This is a genomic window from Streptomyces gobitricini (assembly GCF_039532985.1).
Taxonomy (GTDB): domain Bacteria; phylum Actinomycetota; class Actinomycetes; order Streptomycetales; family Streptomycetaceae; genus Streptomyces; species Streptomyces gobitricini.
Map to the genome: position 1 here is coordinate 129,194 of NZ_BAAASR010000003.1, position 24,723 is coordinate 153,916.

The window sequence follows — 24,723 nt, forward strand, 5'->3', positions numbered from 1 at the left end:
GATGAGCACCTTTTCTAGAAGAAGCGCGGATCGTCGAAAGCGCCGACGGCGAGCAGGTAGACGTAGAGGTCGGCGAGCGCGACGCTGAGCAGCGAGGCCCAGGCGAGCTGCATATGGCGTGCGTTCAGTTTCCCGACCCAGCCCCACAGCCGGTAACGGACGGGGTGCTTGGAGAAGTGCTTCAGGCGGCCGCCCACGATGTGCCGGCAGGAGTGGCAGGACAGGGTGTACGCCCAGATCAGCCCGATGTTGACGAGGAACAGCAGCGTCCCGAGGCCCATGTGGCCCCACTCGTAGGACGCGTCGCGGAACGTCAGCACGGTGTCGTAGGTGAGGATGCCCGCGACCGGCAGCGCGGCGTAGAAGAAGTACCGGTGGATGTTCTGCAGGACCAGCGGGAAGCGGGTCTCGCCGGTGTACGTCCTGTGCGGCTCGGCGACCGCGCAGGCCGGGGGTGACGCCCAGAAGCCCCGGTAGTAGGCCTTGCGGTAGTAGTAGCAGGTCAGCCGGAAGCCGAGCGGGAAGATCAGGATCAGCAGGGCGGGGGACAGGCTCCACCAACTGCCGAAGATCTCCCAGTTGGGGCCGCCCTTCATGGGCACGCAGTTCTCGGCGAGGCAGGGTGAGTAGAACGGCGAGACGTAGGGCGCCGCGTAGTAGTCGCCGTTCGCGAAGGCCCGCCAGGTCGAGTAGACGACGAACGCCAGCAGGCCGGCGGCGGTCGCCGCGGGCGCCAGCCACCAGCGGTCGGTGCGGAGGTGGCCCGCCGCGATGGTCGCGCGCGAGGGGCCGTGGACGCCACCGCGGCGGTTGCGGGCGGCGGTGGCCGGGTCGGTGTGGGTGCCGGTGTCGGGCGGAGGTTGTTCGGTGCCTGTGGCCAACGTAGGTCTCCTAGGGCGCGTGCCGGTGGTGGCGCGTGCCGGCCGGTGAGGGTGTTGCCGGTTGCGGATTCTGGTGCCGACCGGGCCCGGGTCGCGGGTGCGGGTGCGGGTGCGGGTGCGGGTGCGGGTGCGAGTGCGGGCGCGGATGCGGGCCGCGTCCGGGGCACCGAGGGCGCGTGGCCGCCGGTACGGAGCGGGGGCGCCCGAAGACCCCGGGCACGCGGCGGTACGGCCGGCCGAGCGGGCGGGGGCGCGTGCGGGTACGGCGCCGGACGCGCTCCGGACGGGCGGGCGGGCCGCCGGTGCGTCCCGGTCCGCTGCGTCCGGTCCGGCGGCGTGGCCGGCTGCAGCGTGCCCCGCGAGGGCGGACCCCGTGAGGCCCGCCCGGCGCCCCTCGCCCGTTGCGCGACGCCGGTCCCGGCGCGCCGGGACCGTACGTACCACCACACCGTGGGGCGCGGCCCCCGGCCCATCGCCACCGGGCCCGAGAGGGTCAGCAGGCGGGCGGTCACCCGCTGTCGCCCGCGGCACCGCCCGTGCCCCCACGCCCGTCAGGGGGCGCGGCGGTCCCGCGCGCCCAGGCCCTCGTCGTCCGAGTCGGTCCACAGGGAGCTGTCGTACGGGGTGTCCGAGATGGTGACCAGGCCGTCGGGCCGCCCGACCGCCATGGGGACGGGCTTCTCCTCCCGCTGCCGGGCGAGGTTCCGTTCCAGCTGGATGACCGAGCGGGCCAGCTCCTCGAGGCGGCGCTTGACCTCGGTCAGATCGTCTTCGAGTGACATGAATTGCCCTCACTTCCGCAATAGCGGGTGGCAAACACGCGCCTGAGAGTGTCGCGCGTCACATCCCCCATTGTGAAGCCATGTGCACGGATTCCACTCTTCCGATCCTTGGGCCGCACGGGTGGTGTTGGCGCGCGATGTCGCCGTGTCGCTGCCGCGGGGCCCTGTCGGTCGTTTTCAGTGTATGGGCAATAGGTGTGATCATCTCTAAATTCCACAAAACAGGACGAAGAGGTACAAGACATGTCCCACGTCGGCACCCCTCGGGGGAGGACATGCTCCCGGGGCCCCCGCTCCCGCGGACTCCGGTCCGCCGTCCTCCTCACCACCGGCGTACTCGCCGTCTCCGTACTGAGCGGCTGCAGCTCCCCCGAGGAGGAGAGCGACGCCAAGGCCGTCCCGCAGGACATCGCCCCCGCCGCGCGCGCCAAGGTCGCCGACGGCGGCACCCTGCGCTGGGCCGTCGACGCCATGCCGACCACCCTCAACACCTTCCAGGCGGACGCCGACGCCACCACCACCCGCATCACCCAGGCCGTGCTGCCCGCCCTCTTCACCCTCGACGACCGCGGGCGCCCCCAGCGCAACGCCGACTACCTGGAATCCGCCGAGATCGTCGAGCGCGAGCCCAAGCAGGTCGTCCTCTACAAGCTCAACCAGCAGGCGGTGTGGAGCGACGGCCGCGAGATCGGCGCTCCCGACTTCGTCGCCCAGTGGCGTGCCCTCAGCGGCAAGGACTCCGCGTACTGGACCGCCCGCAACGCCGGCTACGAGCGCATCGAGAAGATCGAGCGCGGCGCCGGGGACCTGGAGGTCCGGGTCACCTTCAACAAGCCGTACACCGACTGGCGCGCCCTGTTCTCGCCGCTCTACCCCAAGGACGTCATGGGGACCCCGGCCGCTTTCAACGACGGTGCCCGTACGCGGCTGGCGGCGTCGGCCGGGCCCTTCCAGCTCAAGGGCCTCGACGCCCGCGGCGGCACGGCGACGCTCGTGCGCAACCCTCGCTGGTGGGGGCAGCCGGCCAAACTCGACACGATCGAGCTCCGCGCCGTCCCGCGCGCGGCCCGCGCCGCCGCGCTCGCCACGGGCACGATCGACCTCGCCGAGGTCGACCGCGCCACGGCGGACCGGATCGCCCGCGCGGCGAAGGCCGCCGGCGGCGGCGCCAAGGCCGATCCCGCGCCGCCGGCGCCCGGCCCCGATCCCGCGAAGGCCCGGCTCGCCGAGGCGGCACGGCTGAAGAAGCAGCAGGTGCTCGCCGCGTACGCCGCCGAGCAGAAGGCGCTGCGCGGCTTCGTGGTCCGCAAGTCCCTGGAGCCCGCGTACACGCAGCTGGCGCTGAACGGCGAGAGCGGTCCGCTCTCCGACGAGCGGGTCCGCCGCGCGGTGGCCCGCGCCCTCGACCGCCAGGAACTCGCGGAGGCGGTCCTCAAGCCGCTCGGGCTGCCCGCCCACCCGGTCGGCAGCCACCTGGCGCTCGCCGGGCAGCAGGCGTACGCCGACGGCAGCGGCGCCCTCGGCGGCCAGGACACCGAGGAGGCCCAGGAACTGCTGGCCGACGCCGGCTGGACGCGGGGCGGGGCCCGCAAGCCGGCCGCCCCCAAGGACGGCACCAAGGCGGGCGCCGAGGCCTCACCCGCCGCCCCGCCCGCCACGGGAGGCAAGAACGGCGCGGAAGGCGACGTACCGTCCGACGAGGGTCTGTACATCGTCGGCGACGACAAGCCCGCCAACGACGGCGACGCCAAGCCCGCCATCGGAGGCAACGACGCCCCGGAGGGGACGCACGTCCTGGCCCCCGCACCCGCCGCGGCCGCCCAGGGCGTCGCCCTCCACCGCCAGGCCGAGATCCTGGCGCGGGCCGAGGGCCCACAGCGGGCCGAGGCCACGGCGGAGCGCCGGCCCGAGGCGCTCGGGGACACCGACAAGGGCGCGGTCGGCGCGCCCAAGGCCCAGGTCGGTGGCGCGCCCGGAGCCTACGCCCCTCGGGGCACCGCGGCTCCCGCCCCCGCGGCGGGTGCGGCCGCCGGTCCGCTGGGCAAGGACGGCGAGCCGCTGACGCTCCGCTTCGTCCTCCCCGCCGGCCCCGACTCCGAGGCGCTGCGCACCGTCGGGGACAAGATCTCCGCGATGCTCGGCCGCGTCGGCATCGGCACCGAGATCGTCAAGGTCCCCGACGAGAGCTACTTCAAGGACCACGTCGCCTCCGGCGAGTACGACCTGGCCCTGTACTCCTGGCCCGGGACCGCGTACCCGGCCACCGACGGGCGCCCCATCTTCGCCAAGCCCCAGCCGGCCGCCGACGGCTCACTGCTGGTGGAGCAGAATTACACCCGGGTGGGCACGGACCACATCGACCAGCTCTTCGACCAGGCGGCCGCCGAGCTGGACGAGAAGGCCGCCCGTGACCTGGTGAAGCAGGCCGATGCGCGGATCTGGGCCGCCGCCGGCTCCATCCCCCTCTTCCAGCGTCCGCAGCTGGTGGCGGCCAGGCCGACGGTGGTGAACGCGGGGGCGTTCGGATTCGCCACCCCCCGTTACGAGGACATCGGCTTCCAGCGGAAGTGAGCCCAACCTCAGAATCCGCTCAAGTCGCTTGCCCGCCGGTGCCGCCGGCGGGCAAGCTCCGATGCGGACCATGACCCGGGCCACACTGACGCACCCCAGTGCACCGCAGTACACGGACCCGTACCCGCCCCGGTACGCGTATCCGTCCCCACCCCTCCACACAGCCGTTCGATCTTCTCCGGACGGGCCGGGAAGCCTTGTGCGCGTCGGCCCCGTACCATGGACACAGCCGTGGCGCGTCCGCCCGGCGGGCGTACGAGGAACAAAGAGACGCCGCACCCACGATCCGAGAGAAGCGCCAGCCACTCATGCCCACGCGCCACGACATCCGTAACGTAGCCATCGTCGCCCACGTAGACCACGGCAAGACGACCATCGTCGACGCCATGCTCAAGCAGGCCGGCGCCTTCGCCGCCCACCAGCTCGACTCGGTCGACGACCGCATGATGGACTCGAACGACCTGGAGCGTGAGAAGGGCATCACGATCCTGGCCAAGAACACCGCCGTGAAGTACCACCCCAAGGACGGCGGGGCCCCGATCACGATCAACATCATCGACACCCCCGGCCACGCCGACTTCGGTGGTGAGGTCGAGCGCGGCCTGTCGATGGTCGACGGTGTGGTGCTGCTGGTGGACGCCTCCGAGGGCCCGCTGCCGCAGACCCGCTTCGTACTCCGCAAGGCCCTGCAGCGCCGGATGCCGGTCATCCTCTGCATCAACAAGACGGACCGCCCGGACTCCCGGATCGACGAGGTCGTCAACGAGACCTACGACCTGTTCCTGGACCTCGACGCGGACGAGGAGCAGATCGAGTTCCCGATCGTCTACGCCTGCGGCCGTGACGGCATCGCGTCGCTGACCAAGCCGGAGGACGGCACGGTCCCGGCCGACTCCAGCAACCTGGAGCCGTTCTTCTCCACGATCCTGGAGCACATCCCGGCTCCGGTGTTCGACGAGGAGGCCCCGCTCCAGGCGCACGTCACCAACCTGGACGCCGACAACTTCCTCGGCCGCATCGCGCTGCTCCGCGTCGAGCAGGGCGAGCTGCGCAAGGGCCAGACGGTCGCGTGGATCAAGCGCGACGGCACCGTGGCCAACGTCCGCATCAGCGAGCTGATGATGACCGAGGCGCTCACCCGCAAGCCGGCCGAGGTGGCGGGCCCCGGTGACATCTGCGCCGTGGCCGGCATCCCGGACATCATGATCGGTGAGACGCTGGCCGACCCGGAGAACCCGATCGCGCTGCCGCTGATCACGGTCGACGAGCCGGCGATCTCCATGGTCATCGGTACGAACACCTCGCCCCTGGTCGGCCGTGGCGCCACCGGCAAGGGCGCGGACAACAAGGCGGCCGTCAAGGACCGCAAGGTCACCGCCCGCCAGGTGAAGGACCGCCTCGACCGTGAGCTGATCGGCAACGTCTCGCTGCGCGTCCTCGACACCGAGCGCCCCGACGCCTGGGAGGTGCAGGGCCGCGGCGAGCTGGCGCTGGCCATCCTGGTCGAGCAGATGCGCCGCGAGGGCTTCGAGCTGACCATCGGCAAGCCGCAGGTGGTCACCAAGGAGATCGACGGCAAGGTCCACGAGCCGGTCGAGCGCATGACGATCGACGTGCCCGAGGAGCACATGGGCGCCGTCACGCAGCTCATGGGCGTCCGCAAGGGCCGCATGGACAACATGTCCAACCACGGTTCCGGCTGGGTCCGCATGGAGTTCGTCGTGCCCTCCCGCGGCCTCATCGGCTTCCGTACCGAGTTCCTGACGCAGACGCGCGGCACGGGCATCGCCCACTCCATCCACGAGGGCCACGAGCCGTGGTTCGGCACGCTGCAGACCCGCAACAACGGCTCGCTCGTCGCCGACCGCTCCGGCGCCGTCACCGCGTTCGCGATGACCAACCTCCAGGAGCGCGGCGTGCTCTTCGTGGAGCCGGGCACCGAGGTGTACGAGGGCATGATCGTCGGTGAGAACTCCCGCTCCGACGACATGGACGTCAACATCACCAAGGAGAAGAAGCTCACGAACATGCGGTCGTCCTCGGCCGACTCGTTCGAGGCGATCGTCCCGCCGCGGAAGCTGTCGCTGGAGCAGTCCCTGGAGTTCTGCCGCGACGACGAGTGCGTCGAGGTCACCCCGGAGGCGGTCCGCATCCGCAAGGTGAACCTGGACCAGCGTGAGCGCGCCCGTGCCGCCTCGCGCGCCAAGAACGGCTGACCCCGGCCCCGTACCCCCGTACGGGCCCACGGCGCGGCCCCGGCCGGGCCGCCGAGCGGTCCCCGAGCCGCCGCCGAGTCGTCAACTCCCCGTCCGGGAAGGGCTGATCCCCTTCCCGGGCGGGGAGTTTTCGCTGTCCTGGCGCCGGGGCGGGCGGCGGGCACCCGCCGTCCCATACCAGAACGGGCCGGGGGACCCGCACCGGCCGGTTCGCGAGGGTCCCGGCCGACGGCGCGTCAACGTGTTTTCCCTGACGAAGCGTCCGGATATCGACCGTCGCTCTCCGGAACATGTGTTAACGGTCCGTTTCGCGGGTGTCTGTCTGTGATCGCTTTGTCCGGATTTCGGTCTTAGGGGCCTTGGTGATGTTGCCAAAACGAGACCCTTTAAGTGTGGTTTACGGCCCGGACGTACTTAATAGTTGGCTCCATTGAGCTCGGGTCAATGGGTCACGCGCTGTGGGGAGCGCCGACTCACGAGCACACTCGGGGCACTTGGGTCATCGCCGTCAGGGGTGTCGGCATGCAAGCTCGAAGTGCCCTTCTTGTAGTGACAAGTGGACTCATGAGGAGGAACCCATGCGCGGTGCCAAGAGCGCCAAGTGGGTCGCGGGCGCGATAGTCGTCGCCCTGGCAGCCACGGCCTGTGGCGGTGGCGGTAGCGACAGCAAGGCCAACGGTGCCAAGCAGGTCGTGATGGAGCTCGGTGAGCCCCAGAACGGTCTGATCCCGTCGAACACGTACGAGTCCGAGGGCTCCGAGGTCATGAACGCCCTGTTCACCGGCCTCGTGCGGTACGACGAGAAGAACGAGACCCAGCTCGACATGGCGGAGTCGATCGAGACCAAGGACAGCAAGGTCTGGACGATCAAGCTCAAGGACGGCTACACCTTCCACAACGGTGAGGCGGTCACCGCGCAGTCCTTCGCGGACGCCTGGAACTACGGCGCGAACCAGGACAACACGCAGGAGACGAACCCCCTCTACAACAAGATCGAGGGCTACGCCGACCTGAACCCCGGTCAGGGCAAGAAGCCCGCGACCGACACGATGAAGGGCCTGAAGGTCGTCGACGAGAAGACCCTCGAGGTCACGCTCACGGCTCCGTTCAGCGCCTTCAAGACCATGCTGGGCTTCAACGCGTTCTACCCGCTGCCGAAGGCCTTCTTCAAGGACCCGAAGAGCTTCGAGACGGCGCCCATCGGCAACGGCATGTTCAAGATGGACGGCAAGTTCGTCCGCAACCAGCAGATCAAGACCGTCAAGTACGACAAGCACCCCGACGCCGGTCAGGTCAAGATCCCCGGCGTCACCTTCAAGATCTACAACAACCAGGACACGGCCTACCGCGACCTGCTCGGCGGCCGCGTCGACATCATGGACACCGTTCCGCTGTCCGCGATGACCACCGCCGCCAAGGACCTGGGCGAGCGCTACATCCAGGGCACCGACTCCGGCGTCGGCTACATCGGCTTCCCGATCAAGTACAACAAGGTCTACGCGAAGCCGGAGATCCGCAAGGCGATCTCCCAGGCGATCGACCGCAAGGCGATCACCGAGAAGATCTTCGTCAACACCCGTACGCCGGCGGACGACTTCATCAACCCGCTGGTTCCGGGCTACCGCAGCGGCGCCTGTGGCGCGCCCTGCACCTTCGACCCGGCCGCGGCCAAGAAGGCCTTCGACGCCGCGGGCGGCCTGCCGGGCAACAAGATGGAGCTCGGCTACAACGCCGACGGCGGCCACAAGGACTGGATCGAGGCCGTCGCCGCGCAGCTCGAGAAGAACCTCGGCGTCGACGTCACCGTCAAGCCGTTCGAGCAGTTCCAGACCATCCTGAACGACCTCGGTGACAAGAAGTACGGCGGCGCGTTCCGCCTGGCGTGGTCCATGGACTACCCGCACCCGGAGAACTACCTGCGCCCGATCTTCTCCGAGGACGCCATCGAGCACGGCTCCAACTACTCGGGCTACGTCAACCCGGAGGTCGAGAAGCTCCTCGACCAGGGTGACACGGCGACCACCGAGGACGCCGCGATCAAGGCCTACCAGCAGGCCGACGACATCATCCTGAAGGACATGCCGTACATCCCGGTGTACTTCTACAAGCTGAACGCCGGCCTCAGCAAGAACATCAAGCCGGGCGTGCGGATCGACAACATGACCCAGATCGACTGGACCACGGTCAACCCCGCCTGACGGTTCGAAGGATCTCCCCAGGGAGATCCTGAGCAGTGGGGGTGACGGGGTTCTGCCCCGTCACCCCCCTTCTGCCGTCTCGTTGTCGATCACCCCTCACCCGGGCCGGGGTCCACTGGTGTGCCCTCTCCCGGTATCCGTACAACTGGAGACCTGATGGGTCGTTATGTGATCAGGCGTCTTCTGCAGGCGATACCCGTACTGCTCGGCGCGACAATTCTTATCTACTGCCTCGTCTTCCTGCTGCCCGGCGACCCCATCCAGGCGCTGGCGGGAGAGAAGAAGGCAGACCCCAACATCACCGCCATCCTGCGAGAGCAGTACCACCTCAATGACCCGCTCTACATGCGGTACTGGTACTACATCTCCGGCGTGCTGACGGGCGATTTCGGCACCGACTTCACCGGCCGGCCGGTGGCCGAGATCATGAGCGAGACGTTCCCGGTCACGCTCAACCTGGCGACCCTCGCGTTCCTCATCGAGGCGGTCGTCGGCATCATCGCGGGCGTCTTCGCGGCGCTCGGGCGCGGCAAGTTCCTCGACAACGTGGTGCTGCTGTCGACCCTTCTCCTGGTCTCCGTCCCGGTCTTCGTGCTCGGCAACGTGCTCCAGCTGGTGCTCGGCGTCAAATGGGCCGTCGCGCCCATCTCGTACGACTCCGAGGACATGACCACCCTCATCCTGCCGGCCGTGGTGCTCGCCTCCGCGTCGCTCGCGTACATCACCCGCCTGACCCGCACCTCCATGATGGAGACGATGCGTGCCGACTACGTGCGCACCGCCACCGCCAAGGGTCTGAGCCGGTCGCGGGTGATCGTGCGGCACGCCCTGCGCAACGCCCTGATCCCGATCGTCACCTTCCTCGGTGTCGACCTCGGCGCCCTGATGGGCGGAGCGATCATCACCGAGCGCATCTTCAACATCCCCGGTATCGGCGGCACTCTCTACCAGGCCGTGTACCTGCGCCAGGGGACGACCGTCGTCAGCATCGTCACCGTGCTCGTCCTCGTCTACATCGTCGCCAACCTGATCGTGGACCTGCTCTACGCCGTGCTCGACCCGAGGATCCGCTATGCCTGAGAACACCTCCACCACCGTCGAGGAGAGCGCGGTCCCGGTCGCGACCGCGGCCGGCAGCGCCGTCAAGGGCACGAAGGACAAGAAGGACAAGCCCGAGCGGGTCGCCAGCATGTGGAGCGACGCGCGGCGCGACCTGATGCGCAACTGGGTCTTCCTGGTCTCCGCCTCGCTGATCCTCATCCTGCTGGTCATCGCGGCGTTCCCGCAGCTGTTCACCAGCGGCGACCCGTACGCGAAGGGCTTCTGCGGCCTCTCGAACTCGGTCGTCCCGCCCAGCGGCGCCCACTGGTTCGGCTTCGACGTCCAGGGCTGCGACATCTACACCCGGACGATCTACGGAACCCGCAACTCCATCATCGTCGGCGTGATGACCTCCGTGCTGACCACGCTGGTCGGCTGCGTCCTCGGGATGGTCGCCGGTCTGCGCGGCGGCTGGCTGGACGTCCTCGTCTCCCGCTTCACCGAGGTCTGGTTCGCCGTCCCGACCATGCTCGGCGGTCTGCTGGTGCTGGCCATGCTCGGCACGGGCAGCGTCGTCACCGTCTCGCTGATCCTGGCGGTGCTCGGCTGGCCGCAGCTGTTCCGCATCATGCGCGGCGCGGTGATCACCAACAAGCAGAACGACTACGTCATGGCCGCCCGCGCGCTCGGTGCCAGTGGCTGGCGCATCGCGATGCGCCACGTCCTGCCGAACGCGCTCGCCCCGGTGCTGGTGATCAGCACCATCAACCTCGGCGTCTACATCTCGGCCGAGGCGGCGTTCTCGTACCTCGGCATCGGCGTCCAGTCCCCGAACATCTCCTGGGGCCTGATGATCAGTGACGGTCAGGACCGCTTCCTGAGCGCCCCGCACATGGTGCTCTTCCCGTCGCTGTTCCTGAGCGTCACGGTCCTGGCGTTCATCATGCTCGGCGAAGCTGTTCGCGACGCCCTCGACCCCAAGCTGCGCTAGGAGGGCGTACGTTGACCACCATCGACAAGAAGACGAGCGCGACGAGCGCCCCACTCCTCGAAGTGCGCGACCTGCACGTCGAGTTCCACACCCGGGACGGCGTCGCCAAGGCCATCAACGGCGTGAGCTACAGCGTCGAAGCCGGCGAGACGCTCGCCGTGCTCGGCGAATCGGGCTCCGGCAAGTCGGTCACCGCCCAGGCGGTCATGGGCATCCTCGACATGCCGCCCGGCCGCATCCCCAAGGGCGAGATCCTGTTCCACGGCGAGGACATGCTGAAGATGTCCGCCGAGGAGCGCCGCAAGATCCGCGGCCGCCGCATCGCGATGATCTTCCAGGACGCGCTCTCCTCGCTGAACCCGGTGCTGTCGGTCGGCTACCAGCTCGGCGAGATGTACCAGGTGCACCTGGGCCTGTCCCGCAAGGAGGCCAAGGCCAGGGCGATCGAGCTGATGGACCGGGTCAAGATCCCGGCCGCGGCGGCGCGGGTGAACGACTACCCGCACCAGTTCTCCGGCGGTATGCGCCAGCGCATCATGATCGCCATGGCGATGGCGCTGGAGCCGGACCTGATCATCGCGGACGAGCCGACCACCGCGCTCGACGTGACCGTCCAGGCCCAGGTCATGGACCTGCTCGCGGAGCTCCAGCGCGAGGAGAACATGGGCCTGATCCTCATCACCCACGACCTCGGGGTCGTCGCCGACGTCGCCGACAAGATCGCGGTGATGTACGCGGGCCGGATCGTCGAGCAGTCGCCGATCCACGACCTGTACAAGCGCCCGGCGCACCCGTACACCCGTGGCCTGCTCGACTCCATCCCGCGCCTGGACCAGAAGGGCCAGGAGCTGTACGCGATCAAGGGCCTGCCGCCCAACCTGATGAAGATCCCGCCGGGCTGCGCCTTCAACCCGCGCTGCCCCAAGGCGCAGGACATCTGCCGTACGGAGGTCCCGGCCCTGGTGCCGGTGACGGAGCAGGACGGCGGCGAGCTGCCGGGCCGCGGCAGCGCGTGCCACTTCTGGAAGGAGACGATCCATGGCTGAGCTCAGGAAAGAGGACGAGGCCGTGGACGCGACGCCGAACGTCACCGACGTGGGGACGGCCCAGGCGCCCACCGAGACCGGTGCCGTCGCGGCGATCGAGGCCCCGGCGGAGCGCGGTGAGCCGATTCTCCAGGTGCGAGGGCTGGTCAAGCACTTCCCGCTGACCCAGGGCATCCTGTTCAAGAGGCAGGTCGGCGCGGTCAAGGCCGTGGACGGGGTCTCCTTCGACCTGTACCAGGGCGAGACGCTCGGCATCGTGGGCGAGTCCGGCTGTGGCAAGTCCACGGTCGCCAAGCTGCTGATGATGCTGGAGACGGCGACCGCGGGTGAGATCTTCTACAAGGGCCAGGACATCACCAGGCTGTCCGGCCGCGCGCTGAAGGCGGTGCGGCGGAACATCCAGATGGTGTTCCAGGATCCGTACACCTCGCTCAACCCGCGGATGACGGTGGGTGACATCATCGGGGAACCGTACGAGATCCACCCCGAGGTCGCGCCCAAGGGCGACCGGCGCCGCAAGGTCCAGGAGCTGCTGGACGTCGTCGGGCTGAACCCGGAGTACATCAACCGTTACCCGCACCAGTTCTCCGGCGGTCAGCGCCAGCGCATCGGCATCGCCCGCGGCCTCGCCCTCAACCCCGAGATCATCATCTGTGACGAGCCGGTCTCGGCGCTGGACGTCTCGGTGCAGGCGCAGGTCGTCAACCTGATGGAGAAGCTGCAGGACGAGTTCAACCTGTCGTACCTCTTCATCGCGCACGACCTGTCGATCGTCCGGCACATCTCCGACCGGGTCGGCGTGATGTACCTGGGCAAGATGGCGGAGATCGGCACCGACGTGCAGATCTACGACCACCCGACGCACCCCTACACCCAGGCGCTGCTGTCGGCCGTCCCCGTGCCGGACCCCGAGGCCCGTGAGGGCCGGGAGCGGATCATCCTCACCGGTGACGTCCCCTCGCCGGCCAACCCGCCGTCCGGCTGCCGCTTCCGCACCCGGTGCTGGAAGGCGGAGGACAAGTGCGCCACCGAGGTGCCGCTGCTGGCGGTCCCGGAGCGCTTCCGGGGCTCCGACAGCCCGGCGGCGCACGAGTCGGCGTGCCACTTCGCCGAGGAGAAGGACGTCGTCCACGCGGCGTAGTGCGCGGCGGCTGTACGCGCGGTGAGGTGCCCCGGCCGAGACGACGGCCGGGGCACCTGGCGCGTCCGCGGGCGGCCGGGAGACGCGCATGCGGGTGGTGGCACGCCCGGACGGGCGGGTAAAGGGTGCGGTATCGCACCATATGCGGTGGTATGTGGGTCCAGGGCACCGAGGACCACGGGAGGCACCCATGCGCCGAGCCACCAGGCACGCCAAGTGGGCCGTATGCGCCACGGCCGTCGCCCTCGCGGCGACCGCCTGCGGAGGCGGCGGCAGCGCGGCCGGTGGCGCCGACGGGGTCCTCAGCTCCTCCTGGGGCGACCCCCAGAACCCGATCGAGCCGGCCAACACCAACGAGGTCCAGGGCGGCAAGGTCCTCGACATGCTCTTCCGCGGTCTGAAGAGGTACGACCCGAAGACCGGCGAGGCCCGCGACATGGTCGCCGAGAAGATCGAGACGACCGACTCGCAGAACTTCACCATCACGCTCAAGCCCGGCTGGAAGTTCAGCAACGGCGAACCGGTCACCGCCAAGTCCTTCACCGACGCCTGGAACTACGGCGCCCACGTCGACAACAAGCAGGCCAACTCGCCCTTCTTCAGCGACATCGTGGGCTACGAGGACGTCCACCCCGCCTCCGGGGCCGCCAAGGCGAAGACCATGCGCGGTCTGGTCGTCAAGGACGACCGCACCTTCACCGTCGCGCTGAAGGAGAAGTTCTCCACCTGGCCGGAGACCCTCGGCTACCAGGCTTTCGTCCCCCTGCCACAGGTGTTCTTCACCGACCACGACGCCTGGCTCGCCAAGCCCATCGGCAACGGCCCCTACACGGTCGAGTCGTACACCCGGGGCAGCGGCATGAAGCTGCGCCGGTGGGACGGCTACACGGGTGAGGACAAGGCGCAGAACGGCGGCGTGGACCTCGTCGTCTACACCGACAACAACACCGCCTACACCGACCTGATCGCCGGCAACCTCGACCTCGTCGACGACGTGCCCGCGCAACAGCTCAAGAACGTCCGCAACGACCTCGGCGACCGCTACATCAACCAGCCGGCCCTCATCATCCAGACGCTGGTCTTCCCGCTCTACCGCCCCGAGTGGAACAAGGCCGGGATGGAGAAGGTCCGCCGGGGGCTGTCCATGGCGATCAACCGCGAGGAGATCACCAAACAGATCTTCCAGAACACCCGCACCCCCGCCAAGGACTGGACGTCACCCGCCCTCGGCGACGACGGCGGCTACAAGGAGATCTGCGGCGACGCCTGCACGTACGACCCCGCCGAGGCCAAGCGGCTCATCGAGGAGGGCGGCGGTCTGCCCGGCGGCAAGGTGACGCTCACCTCGAACGTCGACACCGGCTCGCACCGGGCCTGGATGGACGCCGTCTGCAACAGCGTCAACAACGCGCTCGGCCGGGGCGCCGTCTGCACCGTCAACCCCATCGGCACCTTCGCGGACTTCCGCAACCAGCAGACCACGTTCGCGTTCAGCGGCCCGTTCCGCTCCGGCTGGCAGGCCGACTACCCGCTCATCCAGAACTTCCTGGAGCCGCTCTACTACACCGGCGGGTCCTCCAACTACGGCAAGTTCAGCAACAAGCAGTTCGACAGTCTCGTCGACAAGGCGAACCGCGAGGCCGACCAGGCGGAAGCGGTCAAGGACTTCCAGGCCGCCGAGGAGATCCTCGCCGAACAGATGCCGGCCATCCCCCTCTGGTACCAGAACGGCAGCGCCGGCCACTCCGAGCGGCTCTCCGACGTCAGTCTCAACCAGTTCAGCGTTCCCGTCTACGACCAGATCAAGGTCGGCTGACGCCCGCCAACTCCACCACCGGAGCCCCCATGGGACGCTACGTGATCCGGCGGCTGCTCCAGATGATCCCGGTGTTCATCGGCAGCACGTTCCTCATCTTCCTCATGGTGTACGCGCTCGGCGACCCGGTCGCGGCCCTCTTCGGCGACAAGGCGCCCGACCCGGCCACGGCCGCCCGCATCCGCGCGGACCTCCATCTCGACCAGCCGCTGTGGAAGCAGTACCTGCTCTACATGGGCGCGATCTTCCAGGGCGACTTCGGCACCGCGTTCAACGGCCAGCCGGTCACCGAGCTGATGGCCTCCGCCTTCCCCGTCACCCTCCGGCTCACCGTGGTCGCCATCGTCATCGAGATCATCATCGGGATCACGCTCGGCGTCATCAGCGGCCTCAAGCGCGGCCGCCCCCTCGACACCGGGCTGCTCGTCCTCACCCTCGTGGTGATCTCCGTGCCCACCTTCGTGTCCGGCTACCTCCTCCAGTTCCTCCTCGGGGTCAAGTGGGGCTGGGTACGGCCCTCCGTCTCCTCCGACGCCCGCCTCGACGAGCTGATCCTCCCGGGCGTCGTCCTCGCCCTCGTCTCCCTCGCCTACGTCACCCGCCTCAGCCGCACCTCCATCGCCGAGAACGTCCGCGCCGACTACGTCCGCACCGCCGTCGCCAAGGGCCTGCCGCGCCGGCGGGTCATCACCCACCACCTCCTGCGCAACTCCCTCATCCCCGTCGTCACCTTCATCGGAGCCGACATCGGCGCGCTGATGGGCGGCGCCATCGTCACCGAGCGGATCTTCAACATCCACGGCGTCGGCTACCAGCTCTACCAGGGCATCCTCCGCAACAACGCGCCCACCGTCGTCGGCTTCGTGACGATCCTCGTGATCGTCTTCCTGGTGGCGAACCTGCTCGTCGACCTGCTGTACGCGGTCCTGGACCCGAGGATCCGCTATGCCTGAGCCCGACCCGTACCAGAACCCGAAAGAAGCCATCGCCCCGACCGGGGCGGGCGGTGCGATGGACCTGGCCATGAGCGAGGCCGAGACCCTGGAAGGGGGCGGCACCGGCCGCCCGCGCAGCCTGTGGTCCGACGCCTGGCACCAACTGCGCCGCAACCCCGTCTTCCTGGTCTCCGCCCTGCTCATCGCCTTCCTCGTCCTGATCGCCATCTGGCCGCAGCTCCTCACCAGCGCCGACCCGCTGCGCTGCGACCTCTCCAAGTCGCAGGAGGGATCGGCCCCCGGGCACCCCTTCGGATACGACACCCAGGGCTGCGACGTCTACACCCGCACCGTGTACGGGGCGCGGGCCTCCATCACCGTCGGCGTCTGCGCCACCCTCGGCGCCGCGCTGCTCGGCAGCCTGCTGGGCGGGCTCGCCGGGTTCTTCGGCGGCTGGTGGGACGCGCTGCTCTCCCGGATCGCCGACGTGTTCTTCGGCATCCCCGTCGTCCTGGGCGGCCTCGTCTTCCTGTCCGTCGTCACCAGTTCCACCGTCTGGCCCGTGGTCGGCTTCATCGTGCTGCTCGGCTGGCCCCAGATCGCCCGCATCGCCCGCGGCTCGGTCATCACCGCCAAACAGAACGACTACGTCCAGGCCGCGCGGGCCCTCGGCGCCGGCAGCGGACGGATGCTCCTGCGCCACGTGGGGCCCAACGCCGTCGCGCCGGTCATCGTCGTCGCGACCATCGCCCTCGGTACGTACATCGCGCTGGAGGCCACCCTGTCCTTCCTGGGCGTCGGGCTGCGGCCGCCCACCGTCTCCTGGGGCATCGACATCTCCAACGCCGCCCCGCAGATCCGCAACGCCCCGCACATGCTGCTGTGGCCCGCCGGAGCCCTGAGCGTCACCGTCCTCGCGTTCATCATGCTCGGCGACGCCGTGCGCGACGCCCTCGACCCCAAGCTGCGGTAGGCCACCATGCTGCTCGAAGTGCGCGACCTGTACGTGGAGTTCCATACCCGGGACGGGGTGGCGAAGGCCGTCAACGGCGTCACGTACTCCGTCGACGCGGGGGAGACGCTCGCCGTGCTCGGCGAGTCGGGCTCCGGCAAGTCGGTCACCGCCCAGGCGATCATGGGCATCCTCGACATGCCGCCCGGCCGGATCACCGGCGGTGAGGTCCTCTTCCGGGGCCGGGACCTGCTGAAGCTCAAGGAGGACGCCCGGCGTACGGTACGCGGCGCGGAAATGGCGATGATCTTCCAGGACGCCCTGTCGTCCCTGAACCCCGTGCTCACCGTCGGTGACCAGCTCGGCGAGATGTTCGTGGTCCACCGGGGCATGTCGAAGAAGGACGCCCGCGCCAAGGCCGTCGAACTGATGGACCGGGTCCGCATCCCCGCCGCCGGGCAACGGGTCGGCCAGTACCCGCACCAGTTCTCCGGCGGTATGCGCCAGCGCATCATGATCGCCATGGCGATGGCGCTGGAACCGGCCCTCATCATCGCCGACGAACCGACGACCGCCCTCGACGTCACCGTCCAGGCCCAGGTCATGGAGCTCCTCGCCGAACTCCGGCGGGAACTCGACATGGGCCTCATCCTCATCACCCACGACCTGGGCGTCGTCGCCGACGTCGCCGACAGGATCGCCGTGATGTACGCCGGGCGGATCATCGAGACGGCGCCCGTCCACGACATCTACAAGGCGCCCGCCCACCCCTACACCCAGGGGCTCCTCGACTCCATCCCGCGCCTGGACCACAAAAGCCGGGAGCTGTACGCCATCAAGGGCCTCCCGCCCAACCTGACGGCCATCCCGCCCGGCTGCCCCTTCCACCCGCGCTGTCCGCGCGCCCGGGACGTGTGCCGCGCCGACGTACCACCGCTGTACCGGGTCTCCGAGGACCGGCGCAGCGCCTGCCACTTCTGGGAGGAGACGGTCAGTGCCTCCTCTTCTTGAGGTCCGTGAGCTCGTCAAGCACTACCCGCTCACCCGCGGCGTCCTGTTCAAGAAGCACATCGGCGCCGTCAAGGCGGTCGACGGGGTCTCCTTCGCCCTCGACCCCGGCGAGACGCTCGGCATCGTCGGCGAGTCCGGCTGTGGCAAGTCCACGGTCGCCAAGATGCTCGTCAGCCTGGAGCGGCCCACGTCGGGGCAGATCCTCTACAAGGGCGAGGACATCACCAGGCTGTCCGGCCGCGCGCTGAAGGCGGTGCGGCGGAACATCCAGATGGTGTTCCAGGACCCGTACACCTCGCTCAACCCGCGGATGACGGTGGGTGACATCGTCGGCGAGCCGTACGAGATCCACCCCGAGGTCGCGCCCAAGGGCGACCGGCGCCGCAAGGTCCAGGAGCTGCTCGATGTGGTCGGGCTGAACCCGGAGTACATCAACCGCTACCCGCACCAGTTCTCCGGCGGGCAGCGCCAGCGCATCGGCATCGCCCGCGGCCTCGCCCTCCAGCCGGAGGTCATCGTGGCGGACGAGCCGGTCTCGGCCCTCGACGTCTCCGTACAGGCGCAGGTCATCAACCTGATGGAGCGGCTCCAGAACGAGTTCAACCTCTCCTACGTCTTCATCGCGCACGACCTGTCGATCGTCCGGCACATCTCCGACCGGGTCGGCGTGATGTACCTCGGGCGGATCGTCGAGACCGGTACGGACAGCGCGATCTACGACCACCCCACCCACCCCTACACCCAGGCGCTGCTGTCGGCCGTGCCCGTACCGGATCCCGAGGCCCGGGAGCAGCGGGAGAGGATCCTCCTGACCGGCGACGTGCCTTCGCCCACCGACATCCCGTCCGGCTGCCGCTTCCGCACCCGCTGCTGGAAGGCGCGCGAGCGGTGCGCTCTGGAGGTCCCGCTGCTGGCCGTCCCGGCGGCCTTCCGGGACGCGGACACACCGGCGCGGCACGACTCGGCGTGCCACTTCGCCGAGGAGAGGCACGTCGTCCCCGGCGACGCCGGCGGAACCCAGGGGCAGATGGGCTGATCGGACCTCACATCCGTCAACGCCCCGGCAACTTGCCCGACGCCGTTCCGGTATGCGGACACACGAGCCTGGACAGCGTACGGCCGTGCGGGTGCCGTGGACCGGCCGGGGCGCGGCATACCGCCCCGGCCGGTCGCCGTACGCCGTACGCCGATCGCCTCCTACACGAGCCCGAGCGACCGCTTCAGGAAGTCCACCTGGAGCAGCAGCAGGTTCTCGGCCACCTGCTCCTGCGGCGTCATGTGCGTCACGCCCGTCAGCGGCAGCACCTCGTGCGGCCGGCCCGCGGCCAGCAGGGCCGACGACAACCGCAGCGTATGGGCCGCCACCACGTTGTCGTCCGCCAGCCCGTGGATGAGCATCATCGGACGGGCGGGGTTCTCCGGCGCCGACAGACCGTCGTCCGTGATCAGGGAGTTCGCCGCGTACACCTCCGGCGCCTCCTCCGGGCGCCCCAGGTACCGCTCCATGTAGTGCGTGTCATACAGCCGCAGATCGGACATCGGCGCGCCCGCCACCGCCGCGTGGAACACGTCCGGCCGCCGCAGCACCGCCATCGCGGCCAGATACCCGCCGAACGACCAGCCCCGCATCGCCACCCGCCCCAGGTCCAGCGGGAACCGGTCCGCCAGCCCGTGCAGCGCCTCGATCTGGTCGTCCAGCGTCAGCGTCAGCCGGTCCTTGATCGCCTTCTCCCAGCCCGGGGAGCGCCCCGGAGCGCCCCGCCCGTCCGCCACGACCACCGCGAAGCCCTGCTCGGCGAACCACTGCGAGGTCAGGTGCGGATTGTGCGCCGCCACCACCCGCTGCCCGTGCGGCCCACCGTACGGGTCCAGCAGCACCGGCAGCGGCCCGTCGCCCTCCCGGTGGCCGCGGGGCAGCAGCACCGCGCAGGGGATGCGGTGGGGGCCCGCCTCGGTGAGCGTCAGGCGCGGCGAGAGCACCGGCCGCTCCGCGTACGAGGCCACCTCGGCCACCGGCTTGCCGTCCCGCAGCACCCGCACCACCGTCCCCGGCTCGTCGGGGCGGGCCGACGCCAGGACGGTCACCGCCCCGGACCGGACCGCGGTGTGGATTCCGGGCCCTTCGGAGACGCGCTCGACGCCCAGCTCGTTGACCCGGTACACATGAATCTCGCCGATCTCCGCCGAGGTGGCCTCCTCGCCCGCCGACGCCGACACCAGCACGTCGTTCGCGCCCACGTCCAGCACCCCGCGGAGGTGGAGCTGCGCGCCCGTCAGCGTCCGGTCCCCGACCGCCAGGACCCGCGCCCCGCCCTCGTCGGCGATCCGCACCAGCCGGCCGTCCGGAGCCCACGCCGGAACCCCACCGAGCAGTTCCAGCCAATCCGGGTCCTCGTCGACATGGACCGTCCGGGTGGTCCCGGTCGCGGTGTCCACCGCCAGGTACAGCTGCGTGCGCTGGTCGCGAGCCTGCACCAGCAGCAGCGGAGCCCCGCCGGAGGACCAGTGGACCCGCGCCAGATACGGATAACGCCTACGGTCCCACTCGACCTCCGTACGCGTTCCGTCCAGGCCGAGCAGACACAGCGACACCTCCGCGTCGGCCGTTCCCGCCGCCGGATAGGCCACCTTCACCGGCTCCCGGTCGGGATGCGCCGGATCCGCGATCCACCAACGCCGTACCGGGCTGTCGTCGGCCCTCGCGACCAGCAGCCGGTCCGACTCGGGCGACCACCAGAACCCGCGCGAACGGCCCATCTCCTCGGCCGCGACGAACTCCGCCAGCCCGTACGTGACGTGCTCGCCCTCCGGCTCCGCCAGCGTCCGGTCGCCGCCCTCGTCACCGGCGCCCGTCACCCGCAGAGCGCCCCCGCTCACATACGCGACGTACCGCCCGTCCGGCGACGGCCGCGGATCGATCACCGGACCGGGTACCCGCAGTTCGCGCGCCGTCCCGGCCCTCAGCTCCGCCACGAACAGCCGCCCCGACAGCGTGAAGGCCGCCAACTCGGCGGCCCCGTCCACCGCGTACCCCACGATGCCGCCCGCGCCCTCCCGGCTGCGCTCGCGGCGGGCCCGCTCCTCGGGCGACAACTGCTCCTCCGCGCCGCCCAGCAGCGTCTCCGGATCGGCGGCGACGCGCTCCCGCCCACCGTCTTCGAGGTCGAGCACCCACAGCCGGTTCGCTCTGTCGGTGCCGGAGGGGGAGCGGAGGAACACGACGCGGGATCCGTCGGGCGAGACGGTGAACGCCCGTGGAACACCGAGGGTGTAGCGCTGAGTCCGTGCGTACTGGCGAGGGAATGAGAGCTGTTGCCTGGAGGTCATACGACCGAAACTAGCGGTCGTGCGCCCCCATGTGCTGCTGTGCACCGATCGATGCGTGGGAACGGATAGTTATGATCCGTAGCGCCGAGTGGGTATGTACCCTCCGGCACGTGCGCCCTGCCCGGTCCGGAACGAAAACGTATGGAGGTGAACCGCCGTGGCACTCTCGATTTCGGCGGTGGTGCTGCTGGCGATCGTCGTCTTCCTGCTGATCCGGAAGTCCGGCCTGAAGGCCGGCCACGCGGTCGTCTGCATGCTGCTCGGCTTCTACCTGGCGAGTTCCTCCATCGCCCCGACCATCAGTGAGCTCACGACGAACGTGGCGGGCATGATCGGCGGCATCAAGTTCTAGGCGCGGATCGCGGGGCGTGTCCTCTTAGAGTGTCCGTATGACGGAACTCCCCGCCCGTCGTCTGCTCCTGGTGCACGCGCACCCCGACGACGAGTCGATCAACAACGGCACCACCATGGCCAAGTACGCGGCCGAGGGTGCCCAGGTCACCCTGGTGACCTGCACACGCGGCGAGGAGGGCGAGGTCATCCCGCCCTCCCTCGCCCATCTGGCACCCGACCGGGAGGACCGGCTCGGCCCCCATCGCGTCGGTGAACTGGCCGCCGCGATGAAGGAGCTGGGCGTCACCGACCACCGCTTCCTCGGCGGCCCCGGCCGGTTCCGCGACTCCGGGATGATGGGCGCCGCGCAGAACCGCCGCGACGGCGCCTTCTGGAACACGGACGTGGACGAGGCCGCCCCGTACCTCGTCGAGATCATCCGGGCCGTCCGCCCGCAGGTCCTGGTGACCTACGACCCGGACGGCGGTTACGGCCACCCCGACCACATCCAGACCCACCGCGTCGCCATGCGCGCCGCCGACCTGGCCGCCGAACCGGCTTTCCGGCCCGACCTCGGCGAGCCGCACGTGATCGCGAAGATCTACTGGAACCGGGTGCCGCGCACGGTCGCCGAGGAGGGCTTCACCCGGCTGCGGGAGGCGGGCACCTTCCCGCGGACCGGCACGGTCGACGACGTACCCGGCGTCGTCGACGACGAAATCGTCACGACCGAGATCCACGGGACGGACCACGCCGGACGGAAGGCGGCCGCGATGCGCGCCCATGCCACGCAGATCGCCGTCGAGGGGAACTCCTTCGCCCTCTCCAACGACCTGGGCCAGCCGCTCTTCGCCACGGAGTACTACCAGTTGGTACGGGGTGAACCGGGCGCTCCGGCCGGCCGGCGGGAGGACGACCTGTTCGCCGGGGTGACGTCATGAGCGGGGCCGTGAAGGCGGGCCGGATCGCCGCGTACGTGGGTCTGGCCGTGCTCGGCGCCGTGGTCGGCCTCGCCGGGGCGCTGGTCCAAGCGGCCTGGTTCCCGGGCGGGTTGCTGCTGGCGCTGGCCGCGTGCGTGGGCCTGTTCTACGGCGGGCTCCGGGCGACGGGCACGCAACTGGGCGCGGTGGCGCCGGGCGTCGGCTGGCTGGTCGCCGTCGTCCTGCTGAGCCTCGGGCGGCCCGAGGGCGACCAGGTCTTCTGGGGCGGTCTCGCCGAGCTGGTGTACGTCGTCGGCGGCATGGCCGCCGCTGTGATGTGCGCCACGATGCCTCGGCTTCCCCATCGGGGCGACCGATCCGGGGCACTTGGTGCGTGACGTGCCCCGACTTCGGCCGGAATGACCGACCGGGTTCCCCTGGTCGGGGGATGCCCGGCGGCGGTGGCCAGTATGGTGGTGCGCGCCGCCGAGCGCCCGCACGTGTAAGAGCGGGCGGCGGAGCCAACCGGGAGAACCTGCTTTGAGTCGTGAAACTGACAGTTCGTCCTCCGGCCCCCAGGGGCGCGGCGGAGCCGCGTACCCCTCGGGTACACCGCCGTACGGATCGCGCCAGTATCCGTCGCTGCACCCGACGCAGGACGCACCGGAGGAGGGCGCCGGAGCCGCCGCCGCGGAGCCGGACGAGCCCAGGACCGAGACCACGCTGACCACCCGCATCCGGATCAACATCCCCGGCTCGCGGCCGATCCCGCCGGTCGTCATGCGCAAGCCGATGGCCGACAGCGACGGCGCCGGGGCCGCCCCGGTCCCCCGGCCCGCCGCCGAGCGGCCGCCGGCGGCCGAGGTGCCGCAGCAGGCGGAGGGGCCCCAGCCTGAGGAGAAGCCGGCCAGCGACTGGTTCGCTCCCCGCAAGCCGCCGGCGTCCGCTGAACAGCCGGGACCGGCGCCCGCCCAGCAGTCCGGGTCCGCGCCCGTCCAGCCGCCCGCCGGTGGTGCGCCGGGCCGGGCCCCGGCCCCGCCGGTCCCGCACGCGCCTCGTGCCGACGCCCCGCGCGCGCACAGCTCCCTCGCGGACCTGGCGGCGGGCACGGCGCCCCCCGGCCGCCCCGCGCAGCCGAGCGGCCCGGGCGCCGGCCCGGTGACCGGCGTCAGCCGCCCGGTGCCCGGCGGCGCGGGCCCGGTGCCGTGGACGTCGGACGACACCGCGGTACTGACGCCGCAGCAGCCCGCTCCGGAGCCCGGCTTCCAGCCGGAGTACGAGGCGGGGTACGAGCCGCCGTACGAGCAGGCCCCGCCGGCCGGCGGGCACGTCTCGGGCGACACGCTCACCAGCGGCATCCCCGTGGTGCCGCCGGAGCACCGCTCCTCGTCGCCGTTCCCGGTCTCCGGCCCGGCGCAGGTGGCGACCGGCCCGGGCCCCGCCGCTTTCGAGGACCCGGAGCCCGCGGCCGCTCCCGCGCCGCCCGCACCGGCCCCCGCGCCGTCGGCCGCTCCCGCGTCCGCGCCCGCCCGGCCGCAGAAGAAGGGCCGTTCCAAGCTGGTCCTCCTCGGCGTGGTGGCGGTCGTGCTGTTGGGCGTCGCGTACGGTGCCGGTCTGCTCCTCAACCACTCCGACGTGCCGAAGGGCACCACGGTCCTCGGCGTCGACATCGGCGGCGGTACCAGGGAGCAGGCGGTGCAGAAGCTCGAGACCGCCTTCGGTGACCGGGCGTCCGCCCCGCTCCAGCTCAGCGTGGGCGGCAAGAAGGAGGAGCTGGCCCCGGAGAAGGCCGGACTCTCCCTGGACGCCCAGGAGACCGTGCGGGCCGCCGCGGGTGCCGACTACAACCCGGTCTCCGTGATCGGTTCCCTCTTCGGCGGCGAGCGCGTCGCCCAGCCGGTCATCCCGGTCGACGAGGAGAAGCTGAGCGTCGCCCTGACCGACCTGGCGGGAGCGTCCGGGTCGGTCACCGAGGGCACGATCAGGTTCGAGCCGGACAAGGCCGTCGCCGTACCGGGCAAGGCCGGCAAGACCCTGGACGTGCAGCGTTCGATGATCTCGGTACGTGACGCCTACCGCGCCCAGGTCGAGACGGGCCGACCGAACCCGGTGGAACTGCCCGTCGTCGCCAAGGAGCCCACCATCACCCGGGCCGAACTGGACCGGGCGATGAAGGAGTTCGCCGAGCCCGCGATGTCCGCCCTGGTGACCATCAGGGCGGGTGGCAAGGAGATCCAGTTCGGGCCCTCCAGGTCCCTGCCGCAGATCCTGTCCATGAAGCCGATCGACGGCCGCCTGGTGGAGGTCTACGACAAGCAGGCGATCACCAAGCTCCTCGACGGCGTCTTCGAGGGCGTCATGATCACCAAGGGTGACGGCAAGCAGCACGAGGTCTCCGCCGACGACGTGGCCCACGCGATGCAGAAGGCCCTCCTCGGCAGGACCCCCGCCGAGCGCACGGAGACGATCGAGCTCGACCCCCAGGGCTGAGCCCCGGTGCCAGGCCCCCGTCCCACCCGGGCGGGGGCCTTTCGGGTGAGTCCGGGCCGACTCGGCATGCGC

Annotated in this window: 19 protein-coding genes; 16 read left to right on the forward strand and 3 right to left on the reverse strand. The window is 70.3% G+C overall.

Going from position 1 to position 24,723, the window contains the following annotated elements; genetic code table 11:
* Positions 1-14: 14 nt before the first annotated feature.
* Together ABD347_RS04615 and ABD347_RS04620 are read right to left on the reverse strand one after the other, a co-directional pair.
* Entirely contained in the window at positions 15-881 is an 867-nt protein-coding gene (locus ABD347_RS04615; RefSeq protein ID WP_425575575.1) for a hypothetical protein, read from the reverse strand.
* Between the two features lie 551 nt (positions 882-1,432).
* Complete coding sequence (locus ABD347_RS04620) at positions 1,433-1,663, reverse strand: hypothetical protein (protein WP_344356610.1); 231 nt, start codon at positions 1,661-1,663, stop codon at positions 1,433-1,435.
* A gap of 243 nt (positions 1,664-1,906) precedes the next feature.
* On the opposite strand from ABD347_RS04620, the gene ABD347_RS04625 reads away from it, so the two are divergent.
* From ABD347_RS04625 to ABD347_RS04680, 12 genes are all read left to right on the forward strand, one after another.
* Entirely contained in the window at positions 1,907-4,234 is a 2,328-nt protein-coding gene (locus ABD347_RS04625) for an ABC transporter family substrate-binding protein (protein WP_344356612.1), read from the forward strand.
* Between the two features lie 308 nt (positions 4,235-4,542).
* The gene (gene typA / locus ABD347_RS04630) at positions 4,543-6,450 is read left to right on the forward strand and encodes a translational GTPase TypA (RefSeq protein ID WP_344356615.1); all 1,908 of its coding nucleotides are present in this window, start codon (positions 4,543-4,545) and stop codon (positions 6,448-6,450) included.
* A 578-nt stretch (positions 6,451-7,028) separates the two neighbouring features.
* Entirely contained in the window at positions 7,029-8,648 is a 1,620-nt protein-coding gene (locus tag ABD347_RS04635) for a peptide ABC transporter substrate-binding protein (RefSeq protein WP_344356618.1), read from the forward strand.
* A 156-nt stretch (positions 8,649-8,804) separates the two neighbouring features.
* Positions 8,805-9,728, forward strand: a complete 924-nt coding sequence (locus tag ABD347_RS04640) for an ABC transporter permease (RefSeq protein ID WP_344356621.1) — start codon at positions 8,805-8,807, stop codon at positions 9,726-9,728.
* A complete protein-coding gene (locus ABD347_RS04645; RefSeq protein ID WP_344356624.1) occupies positions 9,721-10,680 on the forward strand; it encodes an ABC transporter permease in 960 nt (319 codons plus the stop codon). The genes ABD347_RS04640 and ABD347_RS04645 overlap by 8 nt, the downstream gene beginning before the upstream one ends.
* Before the next feature lie 11 nt (positions 10,681-10,691).
* Positions 10,692-11,726 (forward strand): ABC transporter ATP-binding protein, encoded by a 1,035-nt coding sequence (locus ABD347_RS04650; RefSeq protein WP_344356627.1) that lies wholly within the window; start codon positions 10,692-10,694, stop codon positions 11,724-11,726.
* The gene (locus ABD347_RS04655) at positions 11,719-12,867 is read left to right on the forward strand and encodes an ABC transporter ATP-binding protein (RefSeq protein WP_344356629.1); all 1,149 of its coding nucleotides are present in this window, start codon (positions 11,719-11,721) and stop codon (positions 12,865-12,867) included. Before ABD347_RS04650 ends, ABD347_RS04655 begins: the two co-directional genes overlap by 8 nt.
* Before the next feature lie 190 nt (positions 12,868-13,057).
* Complete coding sequence (locus ABD347_RS04660; protein ID WP_344356631.1) at positions 13,058-14,683, forward strand: peptide ABC transporter substrate-binding protein; 1,626 nt, start codon at positions 13,058-13,060, stop codon at positions 14,681-14,683.
* Positions 14,684-14,712: 29 nt separating this feature from the next.
* The gene (locus tag ABD347_RS04665) at positions 14,713-15,636 is read left to right on the forward strand and encodes an ABC transporter permease (RefSeq protein ID WP_344356633.1); all 924 of its coding nucleotides are present in this window, start codon (positions 14,713-14,715) and stop codon (positions 15,634-15,636) included.
* The gene (locus tag ABD347_RS04670; RefSeq protein ID WP_344356635.1) at positions 15,629-16,591 is read left to right on the forward strand and encodes an ABC transporter permease; all 963 of its coding nucleotides are present in this window, start codon (positions 15,629-15,631) and stop codon (positions 16,589-16,591) included. Before ABD347_RS04665 ends, ABD347_RS04670 begins: the two co-directional genes overlap by 8 nt.
* Positions 16,592-16,597: 6 nt before the next feature.
* Positions 16,598-17,581 carry an ABC transporter ATP-binding protein gene (locus ABD347_RS04675; protein WP_344356637.1) on the forward strand — a complete coding sequence of 328 codons (984 nt, stop codon included), beginning with the start codon at positions 16,598-16,600 and terminating at the stop codon, positions 17,579-17,581.
* On the forward strand, positions 17,565-18,617 hold the full coding sequence (locus tag ABD347_RS04680; RefSeq protein ID WP_344356639.1) for an ABC transporter ATP-binding protein: 1,053 nt from the start codon (positions 17,565-17,567) through the stop codon (positions 18,615-18,617). Before ABD347_RS04675 ends, ABD347_RS04680 begins: the two co-directional genes overlap by 17 nt.
* A gap of 161 nt (positions 18,618-18,778) precedes the next feature.
* Here the strand turns inward: ABD347_RS04680 and ABD347_RS04685 are convergent, their stop codons facing one another.
* Entirely contained in the window at positions 18,779-20,908 is a 2,130-nt protein-coding gene (locus ABD347_RS04685) for a S9 family peptidase (RefSeq protein WP_344356640.1), read from the reverse strand.
* Between the two features lie 157 nt (positions 20,909-21,065).
* On the opposite strand from ABD347_RS04685, the gene ABD347_RS04690 reads away from it, so the two are divergent.
* The 4 genes from ABD347_RS04690 (at position 21,066) to ABD347_RS04705 (ending at position 24,651) form a co-directional block, all read left to right on the forward strand.
* The gene (locus tag ABD347_RS04690) at positions 21,066-21,260 is read left to right on the forward strand and encodes a hypothetical protein (protein WP_189550932.1); all 195 of its coding nucleotides are present in this window, start codon (positions 21,066-21,068) and stop codon (positions 21,258-21,260) included.
* A 37-nt stretch (positions 21,261-21,297) separates the two neighbouring features.
* Complete coding sequence (gene mshB, locus ABD347_RS04695; RefSeq protein ID WP_344356644.1) at positions 21,298-22,182, forward strand: N-acetyl-1-D-myo-inositol-2-amino-2-deoxy-alpha-D-glucopyranoside deacetylase; 885 nt, start codon at positions 21,298-21,300, stop codon at positions 22,180-22,182.
* Positions 22,179-22,559: a DUF6113 family protein gene (locus ABD347_RS04700; RefSeq protein WP_344356646.1), complete on the forward strand. Its 381-nt coding sequence runs from the start codon at positions 22,179-22,181 to the stop codon at positions 22,557-22,559. Before mshB ends, ABD347_RS04700 begins: the two co-directional genes overlap by 4 nt.
* Before the next feature lie 142 nt (positions 22,560-22,701).
* The gene (locus ABD347_RS04705; RefSeq protein WP_344356649.1) at positions 22,702-24,651 is read left to right on the forward strand and encodes a hypothetical protein; all 1,950 of its coding nucleotides are present in this window, start codon (positions 22,702-22,704) and stop codon (positions 24,649-24,651) included.
* Positions 24,652-24,723: the final 72 nt, after the last annotated feature.

What these genes read in the sequence shown, in the direction of transcription:
- typA (WP_344356615.1), top strand. Translation starts at nt 4,543, where the DNA reads ATGCCCACGCGCCACGACATCCGTAACGTAGCCATCGTCGCCCACGTA.
- mshB (WP_344356644.1), top strand. Translation starts at nt 21,298, where the DNA reads ATGACGGAACTCCCCGCCCGTCGTCTGCTCCTGGTGCACGCGCACCCC.
- ABD347_RS04665 (WP_344356633.1), top strand. Translation starts at nt 14,713, where the DNA reads ATGGGACGCTACGTGATCCGGCGGCTGCTCCAGATGATCCCGGTGTTC.
- ABD347_RS04635 (WP_344356618.1), top strand. Translation starts at nt 7,029, where the DNA reads ATGCGCGGTGCCAAGAGCGCCAAGTGGGTCGCGGGCGCGATAGTCGTC.
- ABD347_RS04625 (WP_344356612.1), top strand. Translation starts at nt 1,907, where the DNA reads ATGTCCCACGTCGGCACCCCTCGGGGGAGGACATGCTCCCGGGGCCCC.
- ABD347_RS04685 (WP_344356640.1), bottom strand. Translation starts at nt 20,908, where the DNA reads ATGACCTCCAGGCAACAGCTCTCATTCCCTCGCCAGTACGCACGGACT.
- ABD347_RS04645 (WP_344356624.1), top strand. Translation starts at nt 9,721, where the DNA reads ATGCCTGAGAACACCTCCACCACCGTCGAGGAGAGCGCGGTCCCGGTC.
- ABD347_RS04620 (WP_344356610.1), bottom strand. Translation starts at nt 1,663, where the DNA reads ATGTCACTCGAAGACGATCTGACCGAGGTCAAGCGCCGCCTCGAGGAG.
- ABD347_RS04660 (WP_344356631.1), top strand. Translation starts at nt 13,058, where the DNA reads ATGCGCCGAGCCACCAGGCACGCCAAGTGGGCCGTATGCGCCACGGCC.
- ABD347_RS04700 (WP_344356646.1), top strand. Translation starts at nt 22,179, where the DNA reads ATGAGCGGGGCCGTGAAGGCGGGCCGGATCGCCGCGTACGTGGGTCTG.
- ABD347_RS04655 (WP_344356629.1), top strand. Translation starts at nt 11,719, where the DNA reads ATGGCTGAGCTCAGGAAAGAGGACGAGGCCGTGGACGCGACGCCGAAC.
- ABD347_RS04670 (WP_344356635.1), top strand. Translation starts at nt 15,629, where the DNA reads ATGCCTGAGCCCGACCCGTACCAGAACCCGAAAGAAGCCATCGCCCCG.
- ABD347_RS04640 (WP_344356621.1), top strand. Translation starts at nt 8,805, where the DNA reads ATGGGTCGTTATGTGATCAGGCGTCTTCTGCAGGCGATACCCGTACTG.
- ABD347_RS04675 (WP_344356637.1), top strand. Translation starts at nt 16,598, where the DNA reads ATGCTGCTCGAAGTGCGCGACCTGTACGTGGAGTTCCATACCCGGGAC.